Genomic DNA, 19,733 nt, shown 5'->3' with positions numbered 1-19,733 from the left:
AGGGGGAACACCGATGAGCGGCAAGGTGGTTCTTGTAGGGGCCGGACCCGGCGAAGCCGGCCTGTTAACCGTGAAAGCAACGGAGTTCATACGGCAGGCGGATGTGATCGTCTACGACCGCCTCGTGAATCCGGCGCTGCTGAAGGAGCGCAAGCCGGACTGCGAGTTGATGTACGTGGGCAAAGAGCCTTCCCACCATCCGATTCCGCAAGCGGAAATCGAGCAAATTCTCGTGAATGAGGCGAGACAGAACAAATTGGTCATTCGCCTAAAAAGCGGCGATCCTTACGTGTTCGGACGCGGAGGGGAGGAAGGCGAGACCCTGCATGCGGCAGGCATTCCCTTCGAAGTCGTCCCCGGCGTCACCTCGGCGATCGGCGGGCTGGCCTATGCCGGCATCCCGGTGACGCACCGGGATTGCGCCTCCAGCTTCCACGTGATCACCGGACACTTGAAGGACGGCAGCGATCCGCTCGATTGGACAAGCTTGGCCCGGCTGGACGGCACCTTGATCTTCCTGATGGGGATAACCCAGCTTCCGTCGATCTGCGCGAACTTAATCCAGCATGGACGCCGCCCCGATACGGCTGCAGCCGTGGTCGAATGGGCATCCCGTTCCCGTCAGCGGACGGTTACGGGAGATCTGACGACAATCTGCGCCAAGGTGGCGGATGCCAACATCGGGGCGCCGGGCTTAATCGTCGTCGGCGATGTGGTGAAGCTGCGGGATAAATTGAACTTTTTCGAGAAAGCGCCGCTGTTCCGGAAGCATATTCTCCTACCGCGCGCGCGTGCCGGGCGAAGCGAACTGGCCGCTCAGATTACGGCCTTGGGCGGAGAGGTGACCCTTTATCCAGGTATTCGGATTGAAAAACTCATTGATCCGGCGCTTCCGAACGCCGTGGCGGCGTACTTGCCAGAGTGCGAAGAAATCCTGTTTACTTCGGCGGAAGCCGTCCCTTTGTTCATCGAGGCGATGTTGGAGTCCGGGAAGGATATCCGCGCGCTGAGCGGGATCCGGCTGACGGCGATTGGCAAGCAGACGAAGGAGAAGCTGTGCGAATACGGATTTGCCGCTGACATCCTCGTGTCGAGACGATCGGCGGACCTCATCCGTCAAGCCTGCGCCGGGAATTGGCGGCCAGGGACGAAGGTGCTGCTCGCCGGAAGCGAGAAGCATACGGCCCAGTTGGCCGCTGAACTGGGCGGAGCAGCCGAGTTCGCTGCTTTGCCGCTGTATCGGGAAGTGTTGGAGACGGAACGGCCGTTTGACTTGCGCAAGTTTGATGCCGTTTGCTTTTCCAGTTCCGCTTCGGTAGAGCATCTGCTCTCCGTATTGAGCGCGGAAGAACAAGACTTGCTCCGCTCGATGAAATTGGTGTCCATCGGCCCGATGACGAGCCGGACGATACGCGAGCAGGGCCTGGAGGTCTATCGCGAGGCGGAAGCGGCGCAGCCGGATGCGCTGATTACGTTGCTGTTAGAAGAATCCGGGGAGGTTATGCCGACATGAATCAGACACAAGCGATACTGGTCGTCAGCTTCGGAACAAGCTATCCGGAGACGCGCGCCAAAACGATTGAAGCTTGCGAAAATAAGATCAGGGACATGTTTCCCGACTACGATGTGTTCCGAGCGTTTACATCCAACAAAATTAGAAAAAAACTGGCGGTGCGCGATGGGCTGTATATCGACGCGCCTGCGCAGGCGCTCGAAAAATTGAAAGCTGCCGGTTATGCCAAGGTCATTATCCAATCCCTGCATCTCATTAACGGCGAGGAGTTCGAGAAAATCGTCTCTCAGGCTCTGCCATACCGGGAGCAATTTGAACAATTGCTGATCAGCAAGCCTTTGCTCGACAGCTATGAAGATTACGGCAAAGCGATTCAGGCCGTCAAGGCGCAAGCGCCGCGCCTGGCCGCGGATGAAGCGCTGGTGCTGATGGGGCATGGGTCGGAGCATCATGCGTTCAGCGCATACGCTTGTCTCGACCATATGCTGGCCGGCGAGCCCATTTACTTGGGCACCGTGGAAGGTTATCCCCCGCTGGAGCGCGTCATCGAACAACTCAAGGCGGCGAAGGTCCGGAAGGTCCATTTGATGCCGTTCATGCTGGTGGCCGGAGATCATGCGATCAACGATATGGCATCGGACGAAGCGGACTCCTGGAAATCGCAATTGACGCAGCAAGGCTTCGAAGCAATCGCTTATTTGCAGGGGCTGGGCGAGAACTCCCTGATTCAGGCGCAGTTTATCGAGCATATCCGCATGGCGATGGAGAAGGAGATGGCAGCGCATGGCTAAGTTTTATGGCATCGGGACAGGTCCGGGAGACAGCGAGCTATTGACGATGAAAGCCGTTCATACGCTTGGGAAGCTGGATGTGCTCTATACGCCCGAAGCGAAGAAGGGCGGAGCCAGCCTCGCGCTGAAGATTGTGGCTCCGTATTTGCCGGAGAGACTGACGGTGAAGCAGCGCCATTTTCCCATGACCTACAACAAGGAGGAAAAGGAGCAGGCCTGGGAACGCATCGCGGCGGAGATTCAAGCGGATGTGCTATCGGGCCAAAATGCCGGCTTTATTACGCTCGGAGATCCGATGGTCTACAGCACGTACAGCTACTTGCTGGAGCTGCTGCGGGCGGAGATCGGGACGGAGACGATTGCAGGGATTCCCTCCTTCTCCTATATGGCTTCGCGTGTCGGCTGGCCGCTTGTCATGGATGAGGAATCGCTGGCGGTCATTCCGGTCACTTCCGGGGAGGAGGCGCTTCACCAGGCGCTGACCGGCTTTGACACGATTGTACTCATGAAGGCAGCCAGCAATATGCCGCTGGTGCTCCGGCTTCTGGAGCAGCACCAATTGCTGGATCAGGCGGTGCTTGTCAGCGATGCATCCATGGCTTCGGAAAAGATAACGTTTGGCTTGAGCCAACTGCATGACGATGAAAAGCTTTCTTATTTTTCTACGATTATTGTGAAAAAAGAAAGGTAGGGACATGAAATGCGAACCCGGTTATCGGCTAAATATTTCAAATTTATCCCGCTCGTTCTCGTTGCTGTTATTTATTTTGCCATCACGAATCCGCAGACGGCGCATGCGATGCACATTATGGAAGGCTTCCTGCCGCCAACGTGGTCCATCCTGTGGAGCCTCGCGTTTATTCCGTTCCTGATTGCCGGCTTGTTCCGCATTCGCAAGCTGGTGGCCGCCGATCCGCACAATAAATTGCTGCTTGCCTTATGCGGCGCCTTTATTTTTGTCTTGTCCGCTCTCAAAATTCCGTCCGTGACGGGCTCTTGCTCTCATCCGACCGGCGTAGGCCTGGCAACCGTGCTGTTCGGGCCGCTTGTCGTCAGCGTATTTGGCGCGATTGTGCTGCTGTTCCAGGCGCTGCTGCTTGCCCATGGAGGCATCACCACCCTGGGAGCCAATGCGGTGTCGATGGCTGTCGTCGGACCTATCGTCGGGTTTCTCGTCTATCGACTGGCTCGGAAAATGGGCTGCCGTCAAGGCTTGGCCATCTTCCTGTGTGCATTTATCGCCGATCTTGCCACTTATTTGGTGACTTCGGTGCAGCTTGGGATCGTTTTCCCGGACCCGGCCTCCGGCATGATGGCCTCGATTTTCAAGTTCATGGCCATTTTCTGCACGACTCAGGTGCCGATCGCGATTGCGGAAGGCTTGCTCACGACCATGATGTACAACCTGATTCAGAAAAATCTCCCGGCAAAGGCGGCGCAATGGCAATGAAAAAAATCAATATCAATCTCGTTCTCTTGCTGCTGGTCGTTATTTTAATCGTAAGTCCTTTTATCCTGAATCGAGATGCCGCGTATGAAGGATCGGACGGGGAGGCGGAAGCGGCGATCTCGGAACTCCATCCGGACTATGAACCGTGGTTCACTCCCGTATATGAGCCGAAGAGCGGCGAGATCGAGAGCTTGCTGTTCACGCTGCAGGGCTGTATCGGAACCGGGATTATCGCCTACGTCATCGGAGTGCAGCGCGGCAAGCGGAAGCAGGAACATGCTGACCATTGATAAATATGCCTATCACAACCGCTGGATTGGCGTATCTCCCTACATCAAAACATCCGGGTATATGCTGCTGCTAATCCTGTCCTTGAGCGGTCCGGCGGTGTTGCAGGCTGCCATCTGTCTGCTGCTTGTTCCGCTAACCATGTATGTCGCCAAAATGAAGTGCGGCTACTATATAAAATGGTTTATGCTTCCGTTTTCTTTTTTACTGTTCAGCATCATCTCGATTCTCATATCCGTGTCGCCGTCTGCGGATGGACTGTTATGGAAGGTGCAGGCCGGTTCCTTGTATTTGGGCATTTCAGATGCGACCCTGCAAGCTGCTGCGCAAGTATTGTTCAGAAGCACGGCTTGTCTGGCCTGCACCCTCTTTTTTGTCTTAACGGTTCCGGTGCAGCAGCTGGTCAAGGTGATGAGAACGATCCATATTCCCGTTCTTCTCATCGAATTAATGGTTCTGATTTACCGTTTTATCTTTATTTTTATCGAAGAAGCGGCGGCCATTCGCCATGCGCAGCAGCTTCGGTTCGGCTATCACGGGCTCAAAAACAGCTACAAATCGCTGGCCATGCTGGTGAATGTGTTATTCCAGCGCGTGATGTTACGCTATCGCGACATGTCGGTTGTGCTTGATGTGAAGCTGTTCCAAGGCGACTTCCACGTGTAAGAGGCAGTTCAAGCAAGCTTCTTGGCGCTGACAACCGGCCCTTTTGGACACTGGAGTTGCCTCGATTATGAAAGAGGGTGGACGGATGTTATCCACGAATCATCTCTGCTATGAATATGAAGACGGCCAGCGGGCGCTGGATGATGTCTCGATTGATTTGGCGAAAGGCAATATTATCGGGCTCGTCGGCGCCAATGGCTCGGGGAAATCGACGCTGTTCAAGCTGCTGCTCGGTCTGCTGAAGCCGTCAGGCGGGGAAGTGCTGTTCCATGGGCGGCCGCTCCGCTACGGCAAGAAGGATCTGTTGTCTTTGCGGACCGAAGTGGGAATTGTTTTTCAGGACCCGGATCAGCAAATTTTTTATTCGAGCGTGGCGGATGATGTCGCTTTTGCTCTCCGGAATCTGGGGAGGGGAGAAGAGGAGATCGCGGAACGGGTCAATCAAGCGTTGGCGACGGTTGGCGCAGCGGGCTTCCGCGATAAGCCTGTGCAGTATTTGAGCTACGGGCAGAAGAAGCGGGTAGCGATTGCCGGGGCGCTGGTGCTCGATACGCAATGGCTGCTGCTTGATGAGCCTACGGCGGGGCTCGATCCGGAAGGCAGACAGATGATGATGGAGCTGATCCGGGAATTGGCCGAAGCAGGGAACAAAATACTGATTTCGAGTCATGATATTGATTTGATTTATGAAATTTGCAATTACGTGTATATATTGAAGCAAGGGCGTGTCCTGCAGGAGGGAGCGGAGACGGAGGTATTCGCCGACGCAGCCCTGGTGCAAGCGGCCGGCCTGACCCAGCCTTGGCTCGTCAAGCTGCACGCCCGGATGGGACTGCCGTTATGCAAGACGGAAGACGAGCTGTTCCGGTGTTGATTTCTTGGCTTACGCGCATAGAAAAAGAAAGGCAGCATCATCCGCCTTTCTGCGCCTTGCAATATGATGGTATGGAAGGATAGGGTACAGGTTTGCACCTTATTTTCTTACTACAAGCTGAATGACATGGGCTAGACCCGTATGCCCCTTTCCTTCCACCCGCTCTTGTTCTCCATAGAAGAAATGGATGACTTTATGACCTTCGCACCAGGCAAGCAGATCATGCGGCTCGTACAGCATGCCCGGATCCCTTGGGCCGCCTGTTCCATAATGCAATTGCTCCTTGGAGTATACTTCAAGCATGATCATCCCGCCGGGTTTTACCGTTTGTTTCAGCTTCGCAAGCACCGATTTCTGGTCCTCTTGATGAAAATGTCCAAATACCATGATGGCTGCATCGTATTCCTCGTGCGGCACGCGATCTGTCAAGAGATCCACCTGTTCGGTATGGACTTGGACCGCATGCTTCTGGGCCAGCTTTTTCGTTTTGAGCAGACCGCTTTCCGCGTAATCAAGGGCGGTCACATCATGCCCTCTCGTTGCCAAAAACACCGCATTTCTGCCTTCTCCTTCTGCCAATGCGATGATCTTCTTGCCTGCCTCTAACCGAAAGGCCTGTTGTTGAATAAATAGATTCGCTTCTTCTCCATAATAATAGTCCTCTGCATGAAAACGTTCATGCCATGGGTTTGCCATACATACTAGCCTCCTCTCATTCACTTGATATCAAGGTTCCGGGGTTCGTTCAGGCGCGGTGCGATCTGTTAGGAAGAGGATGGAGTAAAATCCATTCCCAATTAAAGAGTTCGCAGCTCTATAATAACTTCTAAGATTTTGCCGTGTCAATTAACGGGTTGCCGCGCGGATGCAAATAGGGCCCCCGGCTTGCGATGGGGCCCTGCATAATTCACAATTGCGCTTCGAATCGGCGCTTGGCTACATGGTGCGCAAAAACACGGTATCCTGCATCTGATCGGCAGGCGACCAGTCCAGGACGGGATTCTCCCGCAGATTGATCAGCCGCAGCTGCGGCAGCTTCAATAGCGGCTCGATGCTCGTAATGCTGTTATCCTCCAGATTCAGGTGCGTCAGCTTGCCCAGTCTGGCCGCGAATGACAGCGTCGTCAGCTTGTTGCCGGTCAGCTCCAGCGCCTCAAGCTGCGGCGGGGCTTTCCATTGGCCGAGCTCCTTGTCCCAGTCCCGGTTATCATAATAATAGCTGGTCATGAACCCTTGCCGCTCGATATAGACGTTATCAATCAGTTCGCTGTTGTTGATGGCCACCTTCTTCAGCTTGCCAAGCCCGGTTAGGGACGCCAGCTTGAGCTGCACCTCCGAGTTCTGGATGTACAGCTCCTCCAGCTCCCGCAGGGAACTGATGCCGGACATGTCGCCATATACGTTGCTGTCCATGACCCGCAGCCGCTTGAGCTTGCCCAGCTTGAAGATCGAGCCGGCCTCGTCAATTCCGCCGACGTTGTCGACGAGGGACAGCTCCTCCAATCGGGTAAGTCCAGCGAGCGAGCGCAGATCGTGCGTCCCGGACGATCTTCTCAGCTCCAGACTGCGCAGCTTCTTCAGATGAGCCAGCGGGCTCAAATCGTTGATCCCCCTCAGATGCAGCGACTCCAGATTCGTCAGCTTGGCAAGTCCCCCCAGCTTATCCGAATGGCCGGCATCGAGCGCCAAATGCGTCAGCCCCGTCAAGCGGGCAAGCGGAGCCAGATTGCTTAGCTGGCTGTTGCCCTCGAGCGTGAGCGATGTGAGCGCCGGCAATTGCGCGGCGAAGGAGATATCTTTGGTTCCGGTGCGGTGCAGGGCAAGCGCTTCAAGCTGTGTCAGCTCCGCCAGCGGCTGGAGCATGAACAGTTCCTCTCCCTCCAGCGTCAGCTCTCTCAAGCCGCTCAATTGGGACACCTGCTCTACGGATGTGATCAGATCGTTGCGCCGCAGCGTCAGCGATTCTAGCCCGCTTAAGGCAGCCAGCGGTTCGAGATTATCCACCTTGGTCCGCTCCAGTTCCAGCTTTCTCAGATTCTGTAGCTGGCCGATTCCTTCCAGGCTCGCAAGCCCGGTGCCTTGCAGGGACAGCTCCTCCAGTCCGCTAAGGCTGGCCCATGTCAACGGATTCTGCCTGAATCCGTACGCCAGGCGCAACTGCTGCATATCGGGCAGAGTCAGAAGCACCCGCTCATCCAGGAGTTTCGCGGAGACGTCCCATTGCAGCGAGCGCAGTCCCCAGAATAAAGCAAGCTCTCCCGTTGTCCAAGGCCGCTCTGTAAATTTGGTCCGCAAGGGCTCGGATAACAATCCGGAATCATCGGCATTGCCCGTATGATTGATGTCCCTCGCCTCCAACTGGAAGGAAATTCTCTCATCGCTAATGCTCAAAGACTTGAGCTGATACAGATCCTCCCATGTAATCTGCTCGGCAGGCTTGCCGTAGGCCGTCTTCAGGAAGCGCTTGAGCGAGCCCGACTCTATCATATCCGCGGGCGCCACGGCCTGCCGCAATTGCTCCGCCAACTCGGGCGCGCCTGTCTCCATTATCCCTTCCAGCCAGATCGCGGCGGCTTCCGCAGGATAGCGGTGCTGGCTGAATCGTTCCGCCGCCCAGCCATAGAGCTGCGCACTCGCTCCCTGAGCGGCAATCTGCTGCTGCAGAAGCTCAAGCGCGAGGTCTTTCTTCCCGTCTGCCAAATAGGCCTCGAGCTGCTTATCCCAGGCTTCTTCCTTGAGGCCGGCGGCAGTCTCCTCCGTCGATTCGGCGGCATCTGTGGAGAACCATTCGTTGTATTTGTCCGGCGTGTTCTGGTAATCGACAAGCAGGATGAGGGAGCATACAATGACGAGACTGAGCAGGGTGGCGATCAGATTACGTCTCTTGAAGTTTGAGCGGCGTTTATTTTTGTCGGGCAGCCGGGAACCGCATCGGGGACAGTAGCCGACGGATTCGCTGACCTGCGTGCCGCAATCTTGACATTCAATCACTGGTGGTTCACTCCCGGTCTCGATAGATGAATTTTCTGCATTATTGTCTCACACGCAGGTAAATGTTGTCTATCCATATCTATCCGCACACGTGAGCAGGATGGGCAAACGCGATTGCCCGTTTCATTGCAGGTGCATCATGCCGTTTGTGATGGATATCATGCCAGCGTTTTTCTGAATGAATTGGAAGGCTTGGCGCAGCATTGCGGGGAATGGCTGAACATGGAGTGACGACTTATCTTCTTGGAGAGGAACAAGCGATTTACGGCATGAGTCAGGCGGAATATTCTCTGCTCTAAGCGGAGTCTGCCAAGATGAAAGCCCTGCCGGGTTCGGCAGGGCTTGGTTCCTTTTATTTTACACCCAGTTGCTCTCTGGCCTTGGCCGGAATGTCCTCCTTCGTTACTTCGTCATATCGTCCGATGTCCCGAACCCCATTGCCGTCTTCGCCATCCTTGACATACACGAGGAGGAACGAATCGCGCCGCAAATTTTTGTTGGCGCTGAAGGAAACCGTCGCTTCATTGCCATGCTCGTCATAGGCGGTCAGTGTGTAGTAGTAACGTGAAAACGGATCTTTGCTGTCCGCGCCGATCGTTTCTTCCTTGCCGTTTTCGGTAATATGCACATACATTTTGGTTGTGCCCCACTCGGCCTTCATTTTGGCTGCATCGACTCCGAAAATAAGAAAGCCTGCGACTACTATCGATGCCATAACGGCAATGGAGACGATGATCATTGTAAATTTTTTCATAATGCCTCACCTTCAATTTTGTATGCTTATGCGGTACATTCATCATAAGCCATGCCGCTTTCATGCGGAATGCAATTAGGTGACGAGCACATTACGTTTTTGCAAGGTACTGGAGCGAGGCCTGATCATCAGCTGAGTGGCTGGTGGCTGTAGGCCTCCTCGGATTAACCCCATTCGATGGCGATGTTTTCTTCCGTTACGCGGACATCCCCCAGTACGAGCCAGAAGTTGTCTTCATCGTACCCGAGCACGATGCCGTCGGCCCGGTGGCCGGGATACAAGTATTCGGGCAGGGGAGCGGGAGCGAGCTCTTCCCTGCGGGCGGCGCCGTACCGTCCCGGGCCTATCTGGATGATGACCCCCTGCGGATAGAACATCGCAATTCCGCCGGTGACTGCATCCCCAATGCGGTATTCCCGCTTCGTCTGCTCCCAGGCGGATTGATAGGGCAGCACGGCCGCCGTCCATGCCCGCTCGAATTCTTCCTTGGCGATAAGGTCTTGTTCTTCGTAATCGATAAGCACTTCGCTCAAATGGAAGTCAGGCGCGATCGACAGTCTGCATCCGTTGTTCTCCGACAGCTCGATCTGTCGGTAGGCGACGCGATCGCCGTCCACTTCAAAATAATAGGTGAACCCATTGTCCGGATCATCGATCTTGAGGTACATGTAGTTCATCGTCGTGTCCCCTTATCCTTAGTCTGGACGTTCCGCATCAACCGGGGTCCGTCTCTTCTCAACCCCAAAGTATATCGCGTCGGGGCAGGGGAGACAACAGGTCCAGCGCCTCACCGAACACGGGCTCATATACCCTTGCCGCAAAAAAGACATCACCCGCAATGAGCTTGACCCTTGCCGCCACGAAGCCGAATGGGGAGACACGTCTCTTATTCCCCGAACGGCCCGGCGAAGCTAGGCATCTCGCTGGTCAGCGAGGCGGATATTCAGCCGACATTCTGCGTTTGATGCCCGATTTTAGAGTAGGCAGAAGGGGGCTCAAAAGTAGTATATAGCTACAATGTGACAGTCCCCCTGATTCTCAAAGCTTGAACCGCCGAAATACTGCAAATATGCAGCTTTCCTTTATGACGTGTACTCCCTTACAGGGAATCCTGCAAAACGGCATCAATTATCAGACTATTCCATACATAAAAGACAAACAACGATGAAAATAATGTGCTTTCGCAGGAATTTCATCAAATCGAAGCGTAACTAACCTAAATTGCTGCATTCACGCAGGATTCCACTCCTCATCAGATTGAACCGGCGATGGCATACCAGTACGGGCTGCCTCTGCTGCTGATTAAGGAAAAGGGCGTGAGCAGCATCGGGATCTGGAACCCGGCCCTCCAGCCATATTTTATTATTGAATGGGATTCAACTCTGGCGCGGGAACGGCTGCCGCCTATGGACATGGTACAAATGTACCCCCTCTGAAATAAGATACAGGAGAATAACTGAATCGGAGGGGATAATTTGTACCGTATCATGCCTGGTATGCCGCTGCTGCCTCATTTCCCTGAGCACATGCCGAATCTGTATCCTTATGGGCAGATGAGGGATCAGATTCCATCTTATAAGTCGCTCCAGGAGGCGCTTGAGCTCATTAAGCAAGCTGTGTCGGGGGAACGGGAGGATGAATTATTTTACAGCTACTTGATCAGCATCGCACCGTCTGCTGAAGATAAGACGATCATTGCTAGCATCCGGGAGGATGAACGGAAGCATAACCGGATGTTCCGTAAAATATACAAGGACCTGACCGGACAGACGATTCAGGCCGATGGAGGCGAGAGCTTCGAGAAACCAAAATCATATATCGATGGAGTGCGGCGGGCGCTGTTCGGTGAACTCGCCGCGATGGAGCGTTACCGCGACATCCGTGCCGGTTTGCCGAACCGCTATTACCGTGACATGGTATTCGAGATTTTAACGGACGAGTTGAAGCATGCCGACAAATACAACTACATCCTGAACCTGGATTTGCGAAGAATGATCAAGCATGCCCATGAATAATTAGGAGATGATTCCTTCGTTGAGAAGCCTTTTGCGCTTAGATGCAAAGGGCTTTTATTGTATTCTCGCGCTATCCCCAACGGTCATGAGAGCGTCGGCATAGGAAACTTAATTGAAAATAATAATCATCATCAATTATAATGGAAGCAGCGTGATATGATTTATTTAGAAGGAGAGGAAAATAAATGTTTATTGAAACAAAAACGATTACCGTGAAAGAAGGCACGTCCGACTTGGTTGTGCAGCGATTCTCGGGAGAAGGCGAGATCGAGAAATTTGAAGGATTTATCGACTTGAGCGTTCTCGTCAAAAAAGTGAGACGAGGCGACGAGGAAGTCATCGTCATGATTCGCTGGGAATCCGAAGAAGCGTGGAAAAATTGGGAGACGAGCGAAGTGCATTTGGAAGGGCATCGACAGAGTCGGGGGAAGCCAAAGCCGGAACATATTATTAAATCGGAGCATGCCGTCTACAATGTAAAAGCGGTGAAAGGCGCATACCAACAAGCTTAATCCCCGCAGCAAATCATTCCTCCCACTCGGAATCGTTTATGCGGATACTTCCATATTTCTACATGAAGAGGGGCTGGAGAGTTCACCAGCCTCTTATTTATGTTCATCGTAATAATGATGACATGATTCATCAGACCGTGTTCCTGTTCCGGTGAAGTGAAGGAGTTGCATTCCCTTTCAGAACGTACATTCCGCTGTCGATGCGGCTACCTAGAAGCCCTAACCCCTCAATGATGAAACATTCCATAGCAATCCCATCTATACCTAGGTATAATTTCCTGAGAATCTCGTTCAAGGAAGGGGAGGCCAATGAAGAAATACATAGCAACTGCACTTGTCCTTGTATTGGTGCTGGCTGTGCTTACGGTGCCGCAGCAGGATGATTACGCTTCTTGGATGAAAAATCGAATCAAGCGGGAAGCCGACAATGTGCTGATGGACTGGGGAGTCGAGCTGGCGGGGGAGCGTCTTATCAGAAGCACGTCGTCTTGCGCCAATTATGTGGTGCTCAGCCTGTGTGAGACGAAAGTGACCGAGCAGAACAAGTTTCGGGCGATAGGCGCCTTTCACCAATTTATAGCCCTGGGCAGAATCCAGGATCTGATTCGGTTGAATTAAGGTCCCCTTATCATCTTCGACGGGACGCTTTCCAGATGGCGAGGAATAAGAGTGGAAGCACGAGGAATAAGGACAGGAAGAGAGCGCTGCTCGCCAGAATGGCCAGCATGAGTATGAACAAGGTTACGGCCATCAAGAAGAGGCAGCCTCTTGCGGCAGACAGCATAGCATTCATCACCTCCACGCACTTGAAGCTTTGTTCTTATTCTATGCGGCAACAAGTGCGGACAAGACAGGAGAAATTGAGATCTCCATCTCTGCAAATATCATGTTAAGGTTGACGATCATTGCCTTTTCGTATAATAATTGGATGAATATACCGAATTCCGGATCGTAACGAGTACCAACTCACTTACGAAGGAAGGTCCTATATTATAGAGATGGGAGGAATTGCGAAAAAGGAATCCGAAAAATGTTGTTCATGCCAAAAGAATCTCGACGATCTTGACGATATAGTATACGGTAACGTTTTGGCGTAGAACAGAAAGACATCTTGTGAACTATTTTTCTATCCGCCTGAAATCTGGTAAACTTAGCAGTAGGTTGACTTTACAAGGAAGGGGATGATCGCACTTGAAGAAATCGACCGATCGAAGCTTGCAAGAGCAGTTTCTTACGGAAGCGATACAGCAGGAAGTGCCCGTCACGCTTATTACGAAAAATGGAATCCAGATGAAGGGCATGATTACGTCATTCGATGTATATACGATTGTGCTCAAAATCGATTCCAAGTATAGCCTTATTAACAAATCGGCTGTCTCAACCATCATCCCGTCCCAACGCCTCTCTTTGTTCAAGTAACAAGTTTCGTTTGCATCCATTTTATCCGCTTTCGTTTTGGGGCTGTCCTGTCGTCGATAGACGAAGGACAGCCTTTTTAAACCCGTTTACTGTGAAATGGTTTGCAACTTACGAGAAAGTAGAGTATAATAGAAGTAATTCGTCTAAAAAAATAAGTTTTATTTTGGAGGAGCCTGCCAATTTAGGGCTCCTCTTTGTCTTTTTTCATGAATGTTAAATTTTGGAAGGGTTGTGGGATTAACAATGGAATTCATTCTGTATCTTGCTTTGATTTTGCTGTCCACCAAGGTAGCCGGTGATATCTCGGTCCGCTTGGGACAACCTGCCGTATTGGGGAAGCTACTCGTCGGCATCCTGATCGGTCCGGCTGTGCTGGGCTGGATTGAGAAGGACAGCTTTATCACCCATGTATCGGAAATCGGCGTCTTGCTGCTGATGTTCATTGCCGGGCTGGAGACGGACGTCGATCAGCTTCGCAAAAATTGGAAATCGGCGTTTGCGGTTGCCGTAGGCGGCATTATTCTGCCTTTCATTGGAGGATACGGCGCAGCGATCGCGTTTGGTTTTTCTCCGACTTATGCGCTGTTCTTCGGCGTTATCTTTTGCGCGACTTCCGTCAGTATCTCCGTCCAGGTGCTTAAAGAAATGAACAAGCTCAATTCGAGAGAAGGGACGACGATACTTGGCGCCGCCGTCGTCGACGATGTGCTGGTCGTCATCCTGCTGGCGTTCATTATGAGCATCGTCGGTCAAGGCGGAGACGTGAACCTAGGGTTGCTCGTAGGCAAAAAGCTTCTGTTCTTCGCCATTACCTTCGTGGCCGGCTGGCTTGTCGTGCCTCGTGTCATGAAGTGGCTGGCCCCGCTCAAAGTTACCGAAGCGGTTATCAGCGCGGCGTTAATTATATGTTTTGCCTTTGCCTATTTCGCCGAATGGATGCAGATGGCCGGCATTATCGGCGCCTTCGCCGCCGGTATCGCGGTGTCGCTGACCCCATACAAGCATGATGTCGAGCATAAGGTCGAGCCGATCGCATATTCGATCTTCGTTCCGGTGTTCTTCGTCAGCATCGGGCTGAACGTGTCGTTCGACGGCATCGGGAGCAATCTGGGTATGCTCGCTGTCATTACAATCATGGCGATCGTAACGAAGCTGGCCGGGGGCTGGCTGGGCGCGCGCGTAACCGGGTTCGACAGCCGCTCTTCGCTTGCGATTGGCGCAGGCATGATCTCACGCGGCGAGGTGGCGCTCATTATTGCGGCCACTGGCTTGCAGTCCGGGTTGCTCCAGCCGGAATATTTCACCGAGATTATCATCATGGTCATTATTACGACGCTGGTAACGCCGCCTATGTTGAAGATGATGTTCAACAAGAAAGATAATGCTATGGCGGCGGAGCAGAAAAACAGTGTAAATATGTAGTTGATATCAGACAGGGCTGATCCGCCGCCGGACGTTAGACGGTGCGGCGAATCAGCCCTGTATCCCTTCAACGCCGCTTACTTTGTGGCTCCCATACCGATGATTTTCACTTTGACCTTCACATTCACAATGGCGTCCTCGAAATAATCCACCCAATGGTCTTGAGCCTTTTTCCAGTGTGGATAAGCGTAGGCCCTTGCGTACATGCCGAACCCCGCCGGATCGATGCGCGCTTTTTGCAGCTTGCGAATCAGAGTGTTGAACTTCTGCTCCAGATCAGCGGCAATTTTCTGTTCCAGCTCATCGTACGGCTCCATCACATCATATGGGAATAGACGTTCCGTCACATAGACGACAGAGCGAACATCCACATCGAATATGAAGCGCCCTTGGGCGTACCGTGCATGAATCTTCGGCTTAATTCGCTGGAGATTGAAGCTGACCTGCTTCATGTCGACTTTACCGGGTCCTGTCCCGGGAGACACCGGAAGATGGAGCGTAAAGGGAAATTCGCCCTTCGTTTTTTTTCTTAATATGTATATCAGCTTCGTCTCGTCGGAATTGGCCAGCATTTTGAACCGGGACGACTTATCCAGCAGCGCGGTTCCTGTCAAGGCTAATCTTTCATCTTTGTCGAGGCTGGTTATGCTTGGCGTTATTCCTTTCTCATGTATATGGCGGTGGAATTCCTGAACGGTCGTCTTGGTTGTCTCATTTCGCATTAGCCCCGTTTCCACCAGCTTCGATATATATATGGGCAGACGCGGCTTGTCCTTGGCGGAGAAATGAATCAGCTCGCTAATGGCGCCATCGAAGTAGACAACCCGAGCAGATACGGTGCTCCTTGTGTCCCGATAGAACGGATCAAGCAATGCCGCCCAATTTTCCTTCGCGGCAAGCCGCTTGCCGATGACAATAACCTGTGTCTTGCCTGCCGTTGTGAGCCCAAGCGACCGCTTGTCGAACTCTTCCCGGGAATGGCGCATCGTGGTGGAGTGGACCTTGAAATCTTCTTCATTGTCCTTGGCCTCCTTCGAGAAGACGGGACTCGATATGGCCAACTCGAGATTGCCTTCTTCGTCCATATCGAGGCCGATGAGCAGCGACAGCGTCATATTTTCAATGGTCGTGTAGGTTGCGCAGCCGGGAAGCGGGAGCACAACCAGCAGCAGGATGACGATGGTAACGGCACGCCGCATCATTGGCTCGCCTCCTTCGGTGTCAGCTTCTGATAAACTTTGATAGACAGATATAAGAGAAGCGGCAACAGATACGAGATGACCATGCCGGAATTACTGGCCCATTCCTTATAGCGAAGGGACTCCAGCCACGAAGGCTTAATCCAAGTCGCTATCAATAGCGTACATGCGCAAATCAAGAGCGCATACGGGCCATGGTTCTTCGTCCCGAACAGATTCGCGCCGCTGATGGCAGCTCCGTACAAAAACGGAACCAGGGACGTCGAAATGACGAGTAAATAGAGGGCCAGGAAAATGATATCGAACCGTTCCAGGAACCGGAATTCGATTACTTTCAACAGGTTCAAAATCGGTTGATTGTATTGAATGATCTCGTCCGGGCTAAAAAAACCGAAGCAGACAATCGTGCTGAATGTATAAACAAGCATGGTCAATGCATTCCCGAGCACGACGCCTTGGATGGCCAGATCCTTGCGCGTTAAGAATGGATAGACGAAGAATACGATCTCGAACCCAAGAAAAGCCGTAGTCGTGGTCGGCATCGCCTGAATGACGGGTCCCCAGCCTTCCTTGAGAATCGGCAGGAAATAGATGAGATACCCTTCTCGCAAAGGAAGCAAAAGCACCGGGGCCATCCAGATCGTCAAATAAAACACGACTTCACAATATCTGGCGATATGGGTAATATGCTTCCGCGCTGTCACATAGGCCGGTATACTGAACAGGAGCAAAATGTATACCACCGGTGTCATCACCAGGAACCACGATTTAATGTACAGCATCGTCGCGACAAATGTCGACCAGAACATAAAGGCAAGATGCAAGCCTACCAGCGCCAGCACGAGCTTGCTGATCACGCCCCCGAACAGCCGTTCCAGCAACTCCGGCAGCGTATCTTCCGGATATTGCCTCATGATGATAATCATAAGCACGCTGAAGAACAGGTTGATCACCCACGCCAATATAATCGAAATCCACCCGTCCGTCGAAGCAATCTCCGCGAGCTGGCGGGGGAGGGACAGGACGCTTGTCGCAACCTGAGTACCGTGAATCAACAAGGCGAACTGCATGAAGGTGATGCGGTACTGGTTCACTTCGACCCGCCTCCTTCGGGTGTATTCCCCCCTTGCCGCTTGAGCTGCTGCGGCCCAGGACCGGTAGGACGCGTCTTCATCGACCACAGCGGGAAGCGAAGGAACGTATCCTTCATATCGGCAAAGCGGACCGGAGCCAACGGGCTTCCGTAAGCGGCCCCGAGCGATGTCAGCGAGCAGAGGTGAGAGATAAGAAGCATGGCTCCGCATACGATGCCGACAAAGCCGAACAGGAAGGCAATCAGCATCATCGGAAAGCGTAGAAAGCGGATGGCTGTCCCCATATCGAAGTTCGGGATGATGAAGGAAGCGATCGCGGTGGAGGCGACGACGATAACCATGATATTGCTGACGATGCCCGCCTGAACGGCGGTCTGCCCGATAATAATGCCGCCTACAAGTCCGACCGTCTGGCCGATAGGCGCCGGCAGCCGGATTCCCGCCTCCCGCATCATCTCCAAGGTCACTTCCATAATGAACGCCTCCAAAAACGGATGGAACGGAACGCGCTCTCTTGACTCCGCCACGGATAAAATAAGCTGAATAGGAATGACCTCGAAATTGAATGTAATGAACGCGATATACATCGAAGGCAAAAACAGGGCGATAAAAAACGCAAAAAAACGCAGCAGCCGAATGAAGGAAGCATTGATCCATCGTATGCTGTAATCATCCACGCTCTGGAAGAACGACACGAACGTCACCGGCCCGATAAGCACGCTCGGGGAACGATCCACGACGACAACGTAACGCCCCTGCAAAATATGGGAAGCTGCGGAATCGGGCCGTTCCGTCATCAACAGCTGTGGAAAAGGCGAGTAGGCATCGTCTTCGATCAGCTCGGACAGCTCGCCCGTATTGATCACATTATCAATATCCAGTCCCTCGATTCGGTTAGTGAGCTCCTGCAGCACTTCCGGATCGGCCACATCGCGAAGGTACATGATGGACAAGGTGTTTTCTCCTCTTGCCCCAACCTTCAATTGCTTGATTTTGAGCTCCCGATTCGGGATATAGCGCCGGATAAGGGAGATATTCTGCGTGGCGGTCTCGACAAAGCCTTGATGGGAGCCTTTGACGGACGTCTCGATCGACGGATCGGTAATCGACCGCTGCGGCCATCCGCACGTATCGAAGATATAGGCTTCTGTCGAGCCTGGCAGGAAGAGCACGCTTTTACCATTAAGCAGCATCTTCTCCACTTGGCTCATGTCGGATGTCGATTCCACGTTGCCGACCGTGACAGGCAGGGAATATTCCGTACTGGACAGTCCTTCAATCAGCGGGTACAGAACATGATTGTTGATGGAATTCAAATCGACCAAGCCGTCGAAATAGACCAGCATGGCTTCAGGCCCGTTCGGCGTATCGACGCTCCGGAAGATCAGGTCGGGAGCTTGCGAGAAGATGGATTGCAGCTGCTGCACATTGGCTGACATCTGTTCATTCACTTTTCCTTGTTGTGCTGACATCCTTGCTCACCCTCACGATTGTTCATATGTGAGAAGTCTGGCTCATTGGGAATGATTTTATTCGAGCGCCATGGAAAGAGCGGAGAGAAACCGGGAGAGGGGAAGCACGTATGAGATAAGAGGAAAAAAAGGAGGGAAGCGGATGAGCAAAGGGACAAAGATCGGACTGGGCATAGCGGCAGCGATCGTAGGTTTTATTGCGTTGATGATTGTCTGGTACTTCAACACGGCGGCTGGACAGCGGTCGCTCAAAAATTTTCAGTCGAATAATGCCGGGGGATTGGAGAGAACGGTGAAGGTATACAGCAGTGACGGAACATTGATTCATGAGTATGAGGGCAAGATTGACATTAAGGATACGGAATATGGCAATAAAGTGCTGTTCGATTTGGACGGGAAGCGGATTGTCATTTACAATGCGACGGTCATTACGGAGGAAAAATAAAGGCATAACGCCGGGGAAGATCCGCAAGGGATGAGCTTGCGAATCTTCCAGCCGGCAGCGAGGGGAGTCCTGACGCAGATCACGAAGGGATGGCGGAGTTCCGCTTAGCGCCGAACGGAACCGTAGTCAGCTGCACCTCCTGCCGCTTGCCGTCCCGCAAGAGTCCCAGCTTCACCGCCTGTCCCGGGCCGATCCGGGTGACCACCGATTCGAGGTCATCGTAGCCGTGTACGGGCATCCCATTGATGTCAGTAATGATGTCGCCTATGGAGAGAAGCCCGTCAGCTGGCGTGCCGGCCACCACTTCAACGATAACCGAGCCGGGCAGGGCGGCAACCGCATGCGTCCGATGTTGCGCTCCAATCCAGCTCAGCCAGATCGAGGAACGGATAGGTTATATGTGGAGTATGTGCGCGTGATGCTTTACTGTCAACATGGATTTAGGCGGAAGGTAATCGGAGGAAGCGTGCCGGGTTCGGCAAGCTTCCCTAGATCGGACGCCTTCCCTTATTGTCCAGATGGAGCAAGAGTTCCCGCAGCAGCCGGTAGGGAAAATACAGTCCTGCATAAGCTCCTGCAATCCGAAATGTCGGATATAAAAAAACGGCATGTACTTGCGTCGTTAACTCGGCGCCCTGCTTAATCACGTCATAGATAACGGACACGAAGATAGAGCCGGCGACGAAGAAGCCCAGCACCGCCAATAGATGGAATGCCGTGCCAAGCACACGATACCGATGGGCGAGCCCCGCCATTACGAATGGAACGGCAATGAACGCAGCGACCAGTACGATTTTCACATATATCGCCTCCTAGGAACTACGATTG

General features: G+C 53.0%; 22 protein-coding genes and 1 pseudogene. 14 read left to right on the top strand and 9 right to left on the bottom strand.

Translation table 11 applies throughout. The features are described 5' to 3' along the window. The first annotated feature begins 13 nt into the window (after positions 1–13). The 7 genes from cobA (at position 14) to FLT43_RS07510 (ending at position 5,582) form a co-directional block, all read left to right on the top strand. Positions 14–1,513, top strand: coding sequence for a uroporphyrinogen-III C-methyltransferase (cobA, locus tag FLT43_RS07540; RefSeq protein WP_087442294.1), 1,500 nt, complete (start codon positions 14–16; stop codon positions 1,511–1,513). Next, positions 1,510–2,304, top strand: coding sequence for a sirohydrochlorin cobaltochelatase (locus FLT43_RS07535; RefSeq protein WP_087442295.1), 795 nt, complete (start codon positions 1,510–1,512; stop codon positions 2,302–2,304). Before cobA ends, FLT43_RS07535 begins: the two co-directional genes overlap by 4 nt. Beyond that, positions 2,297–2,995, top strand: coding sequence for a cobalt-factor II C(20)-methyltransferase (locus FLT43_RS07530; RefSeq protein ID WP_087442296.1), 699 nt, complete (start codon positions 2,297–2,299; stop codon positions 2,993–2,995). Before FLT43_RS07535 ends, FLT43_RS07530 begins: the two co-directional genes overlap by 8 nt. 108 nt (positions 2,996–3,103) lie before the next feature. Next, the gene (locus FLT43_RS07525; protein ID WP_087442648.1) at positions 3,104–3,754 is read left to right on the top strand and encodes an energy-coupling factor ABC transporter permease; all 651 of its coding nucleotides are present in this window, start codon (positions 3,104–3,106) and stop codon (positions 3,752–3,754) included. Further along, the gene (locus tag FLT43_RS07520) at positions 3,751–4,044 is read left to right on the top strand and encodes an energy-coupling factor ABC transporter substrate-binding protein (RefSeq protein WP_087442297.1); all 294 of its coding nucleotides are present in this window, start codon (positions 3,751–3,753) and stop codon (positions 4,042–4,044) included. Before FLT43_RS07525 ends, FLT43_RS07520 begins: the two co-directional genes overlap by 4 nt. Further along, positions 4,031–4,708: a cobalt ECF transporter T component CbiQ gene (gene cbiQ, locus FLT43_RS07515; RefSeq protein ID WP_087442298.1), complete on the top strand. Its 678-nt coding sequence runs from the start codon at positions 4,031–4,033 to the stop codon at positions 4,706–4,708. The genes FLT43_RS07520 and cbiQ overlap by 14 nt, the downstream gene beginning before the upstream one ends. Positions 4,709–4,793: 85 nt before the next feature. Beyond that, positions 4,794–5,582, top strand: coding sequence for an ATP-binding cassette domain-containing protein (locus FLT43_RS07510; protein WP_087442299.1), 789 nt, complete (start codon positions 4,794–4,796; stop codon positions 5,580–5,582). Between the two features lie 99 nt (positions 5,583–5,681). Here the strand turns inward: FLT43_RS07510 and FLT43_RS07505 are convergent, their stop codons facing one another. Beyond that, complete coding sequence (locus FLT43_RS07505; protein ID WP_087442300.1) at positions 5,682–6,278, bottom strand: class I SAM-dependent methyltransferase; 597 nt, start codon at positions 6,276–6,278, stop codon at positions 5,682–5,684. 240 nt (positions 6,279–6,518) lie between these two features. Next, complete coding sequence (locus FLT43_RS07500; protein ID WP_087442301.1) at positions 6,519–8,573, bottom strand: hypothetical protein; 2,055 nt, start codon at positions 8,571–8,573, stop codon at positions 6,519–6,521. A gap of 105 nt (positions 8,574–8,678) precedes the next feature. On the opposite strand from FLT43_RS07500, the pseudogene FLT43_RS07495 reads away from it, so the two are divergent. Next, a pseudogene (locus tag FLT43_RS07495) lies at positions 8,679–8,804 on the top strand (CatA-like O-acetyltransferase); the annotation flags it as partial. Positions 8,805–8,925: 121 nt separating this feature from the next. Here the strand turns inward: FLT43_RS07495 and FLT43_RS07490 are convergent. Together FLT43_RS07490 and FLT43_RS07485 are read right to left on the bottom strand one after the other, a co-directional pair. Next, complete coding sequence (locus FLT43_RS07490; protein WP_087442302.1) at positions 8,926–9,327, bottom strand: YxeA family protein; 402 nt, start codon at positions 9,325–9,327, stop codon at positions 8,926–8,928. Between the two features lie 164 nt (positions 9,328–9,491). Further along, positions 9,492–10,004: a hypothetical protein gene (locus FLT43_RS07485; protein WP_087442303.1), complete on the bottom strand. Its 513-nt coding sequence runs from the start codon at positions 10,002–10,004 to the stop codon at positions 9,492–9,494. A gap of 798 nt (positions 10,005–10,802) precedes the next feature. Between FLT43_RS07485 and FLT43_RS07480 the strand changes: the two genes are divergently transcribed. The 5 genes from FLT43_RS07480 to FLT43_RS07460 all read left to right on the top strand — a co-directional run bounded on the left by FLT43_RS07480 (position 10,803) and on the right by FLT43_RS07460 (position 14,695). Then, positions 10,803–11,342 carry a ferritin family protein gene (locus FLT43_RS07480; RefSeq protein ID WP_244194171.1) on the top strand — a complete coding sequence of 180 codons (540 nt, stop codon included), beginning with the start codon at positions 10,803–10,805 and terminating at the stop codon, positions 11,340–11,342. 185 nt (positions 11,343–11,527) lie between these two features. Further along, positions 11,528–11,854 carry an antibiotic biosynthesis monooxygenase gene (locus FLT43_RS07475; RefSeq protein WP_087442304.1) on the top strand — a complete coding sequence of 109 codons (327 nt, stop codon included), beginning with the start codon at positions 11,528–11,530 and terminating at the stop codon, positions 11,852–11,854. Positions 11,855–12,163: 309 nt separating this feature from the next. Next, positions 12,164–12,472 (top strand): hypothetical protein, encoded by a 309-nt coding sequence (locus FLT43_RS07470; RefSeq protein ID WP_087442305.1) that lies wholly within the window; start codon positions 12,164–12,166, stop codon positions 12,470–12,472. Between the two features lie 573 nt (positions 12,473–13,045). Continuing rightward, on the top strand, positions 13,046–13,273 hold the full coding sequence (gene hfq, locus FLT43_RS07465) for an RNA chaperone Hfq (RefSeq protein WP_087442306.1): 228 nt from the start codon (positions 13,046–13,048) through the stop codon (positions 13,271–13,273). 243 nt (positions 13,274–13,516) lie between these two features. After that, positions 13,517–14,695 carry a cation:proton antiporter gene (locus FLT43_RS07460; protein ID WP_087442307.1) on the top strand — a complete coding sequence of 393 codons (1,179 nt, stop codon included), beginning with the start codon at positions 13,517–13,519 and terminating at the stop codon, positions 14,693–14,695. 77 nt (positions 14,696–14,772) lie between these two features. Here FLT43_RS07460 and FLT43_RS07455 read toward each other — a convergent pair whose 3' ends face one another. From FLT43_RS07455 to FLT43_RS07445, 3 genes are read right to left on the bottom strand one after another with little or no spacing between them, the layout of a single operon-like run. Next, entirely contained in the window at positions 14,773–15,897 is a 1,125-nt protein-coding gene (locus FLT43_RS07455; RefSeq protein ID WP_244194172.1) for a Ger(x)C family spore germination protein, read from the bottom strand. Next, positions 15,894–16,988 carry a GerAB/ArcD/ProY family transporter gene (locus tag FLT43_RS07450; protein WP_244194173.1) on the bottom strand — a complete coding sequence of 365 codons (1,095 nt, stop codon included), beginning with the start codon at positions 16,986–16,988 and terminating at the stop codon, positions 15,894–15,896. Before FLT43_RS07450 ends, FLT43_RS07455 begins: the two co-directional genes overlap by 4 nt. Then, entirely contained in the window at positions 16,985–18,460 is a 1,476-nt protein-coding gene (locus FLT43_RS07445) for a spore germination protein (RefSeq protein WP_087442308.1), read from the bottom strand. Before FLT43_RS07445 ends, FLT43_RS07450 begins: the two co-directional genes overlap by 4 nt. A gap of 142 nt (positions 18,461–18,602) precedes the next feature. On the opposite strand from FLT43_RS07445, the gene FLT43_RS07440 reads away from it, so the two are divergent. Continuing rightward, complete coding sequence (locus FLT43_RS07440; RefSeq protein ID WP_087442309.1) at positions 18,603–18,905, top strand: hypothetical protein; 303 nt, start codon at positions 18,603–18,605, stop codon at positions 18,903–18,905. A gap of 79 nt (positions 18,906–18,984) precedes the next feature. On the opposite strand, the gene FLT43_RS07435 is transcribed toward FLT43_RS07440, so the two are convergent. Both FLT43_RS07435 and FLT43_RS07430 read right to left on the bottom strand, forming a co-directional pair. Next, positions 18,985–19,233 carry a PDZ domain-containing protein gene (locus tag FLT43_RS07435; protein ID WP_255321614.1) on the bottom strand — a complete coding sequence of 83 codons (249 nt, stop codon included), beginning with the start codon at positions 19,231–19,233 and terminating at the stop codon, positions 18,985–18,987. Between the two features lie 160 nt (positions 19,234–19,393). Then, positions 19,394–19,705 (bottom strand): hypothetical protein, encoded by a 312-nt coding sequence (locus FLT43_RS07430; RefSeq protein WP_115057851.1) that lies wholly within the window; start codon positions 19,703–19,705, stop codon positions 19,394–19,396. Between the last annotated feature and the right edge of the window lie 28 nt (positions 19,706–19,733).

Source organism: Paenibacillus thiaminolyticus (assembly GCF_007066085.1).
In the GTDB taxonomy this organism is placed as follows: domain Bacteria; phylum Bacillota; class Bacilli; order Paenibacillales; family Paenibacillaceae; genus Paenibacillus_B; species Paenibacillus_B thiaminolyticus.
Note: the sequence above shows the minus strand (reverse complement) of the source record. Positions and strands in the feature narration are given on the sequence as shown.

What these genes read in the sequence shown, in the direction of transcription:
- FLT43_RS07455 (WP_244194172.1), bottom strand. Translation starts at nt 15,897, where the DNA reads ATGATGCGGCGTGCCGTTACCATCGTCATCCTGCTGCTGGTTGTGCTC.
- FLT43_RS07505 (WP_087442300.1), bottom strand. Translation starts at nt 6,278, where the DNA reads ATGGCAAACCCATGGCATGAACGTTTTCATGCAGAGGACTATTATTAT.
- cbiQ (WP_087442298.1), top strand. Translation starts at nt 4,031, where the DNA reads ATGCTGACCATTGATAAATATGCCTATCACAACCGCTGGATTGGCGTA.
- FLT43_RS07470 (WP_087442305.1), top strand. Translation starts at nt 12,164, where the DNA reads ATGAAGAAATACATAGCAACTGCACTTGTCCTTGTATTGGTGCTGGCT.
- FLT43_RS07510 (WP_087442299.1), top strand. Translation starts at nt 4,794, where the DNA reads ATGTTATCCACGAATCATCTCTGCTATGAATATGAAGACGGCCAGCGG.
- FLT43_RS07475 (WP_087442304.1), top strand. Translation starts at nt 11,528, where the DNA reads ATGTTTATTGAAACAAAAACGATTACCGTGAAAGAAGGCACGTCCGAC.
- FLT43_RS07460 (WP_087442307.1), top strand. Translation starts at nt 13,517, where the DNA reads ATGGAATTCATTCTGTATCTTGCTTTGATTTTGCTGTCCACCAAGGTA.
- FLT43_RS07530 (WP_087442296.1), top strand. Translation starts at nt 2,297, where the DNA reads ATGGCTAAGTTTTATGGCATCGGGACAGGTCCGGGAGACAGCGAGCTA.
- cobA (WP_087442294.1), top strand. Translation starts at nt 14, where the DNA reads ATGAGCGGCAAGGTGGTTCTTGTAGGGGCCGGACCCGGCGAAGCCGGC.
- FLT43_RS07535 (WP_087442295.1), top strand. Translation starts at nt 1,510, where the DNA reads ATGAATCAGACACAAGCGATACTGGTCGTCAGCTTCGGAACAAGCTAT.
- FLT43_RS07525 (WP_087442648.1), top strand. Translation starts at nt 3,104, where the DNA reads ATGCACATTATGGAAGGCTTCCTGCCGCCAACGTGGTCCATCCTGTGG.
- FLT43_RS07445 (WP_087442308.1), bottom strand. Translation starts at nt 18,460, where the DNA reads ATGTCAGCACAACAAGGAAAAGTGAATGAACAGATGTCAGCCAATGTG.
- FLT43_RS07440 (WP_087442309.1), top strand. Translation starts at nt 18,603, where the DNA reads ATGAGCAAAGGGACAAAGATCGGACTGGGCATAGCGGCAGCGATCGTA.
- FLT43_RS07490 (WP_087442302.1), bottom strand. Translation starts at nt 9,327, where the DNA reads ATGAAAAAATTTACAATGATCATCGTCTCCATTGCCGTTATGGCATCG.
- FLT43_RS07520 (WP_087442297.1), top strand. Translation starts at nt 3,751, where the DNA reads ATGAAAAAAATCAATATCAATCTCGTTCTCTTGCTGCTGGTCGTTATT.
- FLT43_RS07485 (WP_087442303.1), bottom strand. Translation starts at nt 10,004, where the DNA reads ATGAACTACATGTACCTCAAGATCGATGATCCGGACAATGGGTTCACC.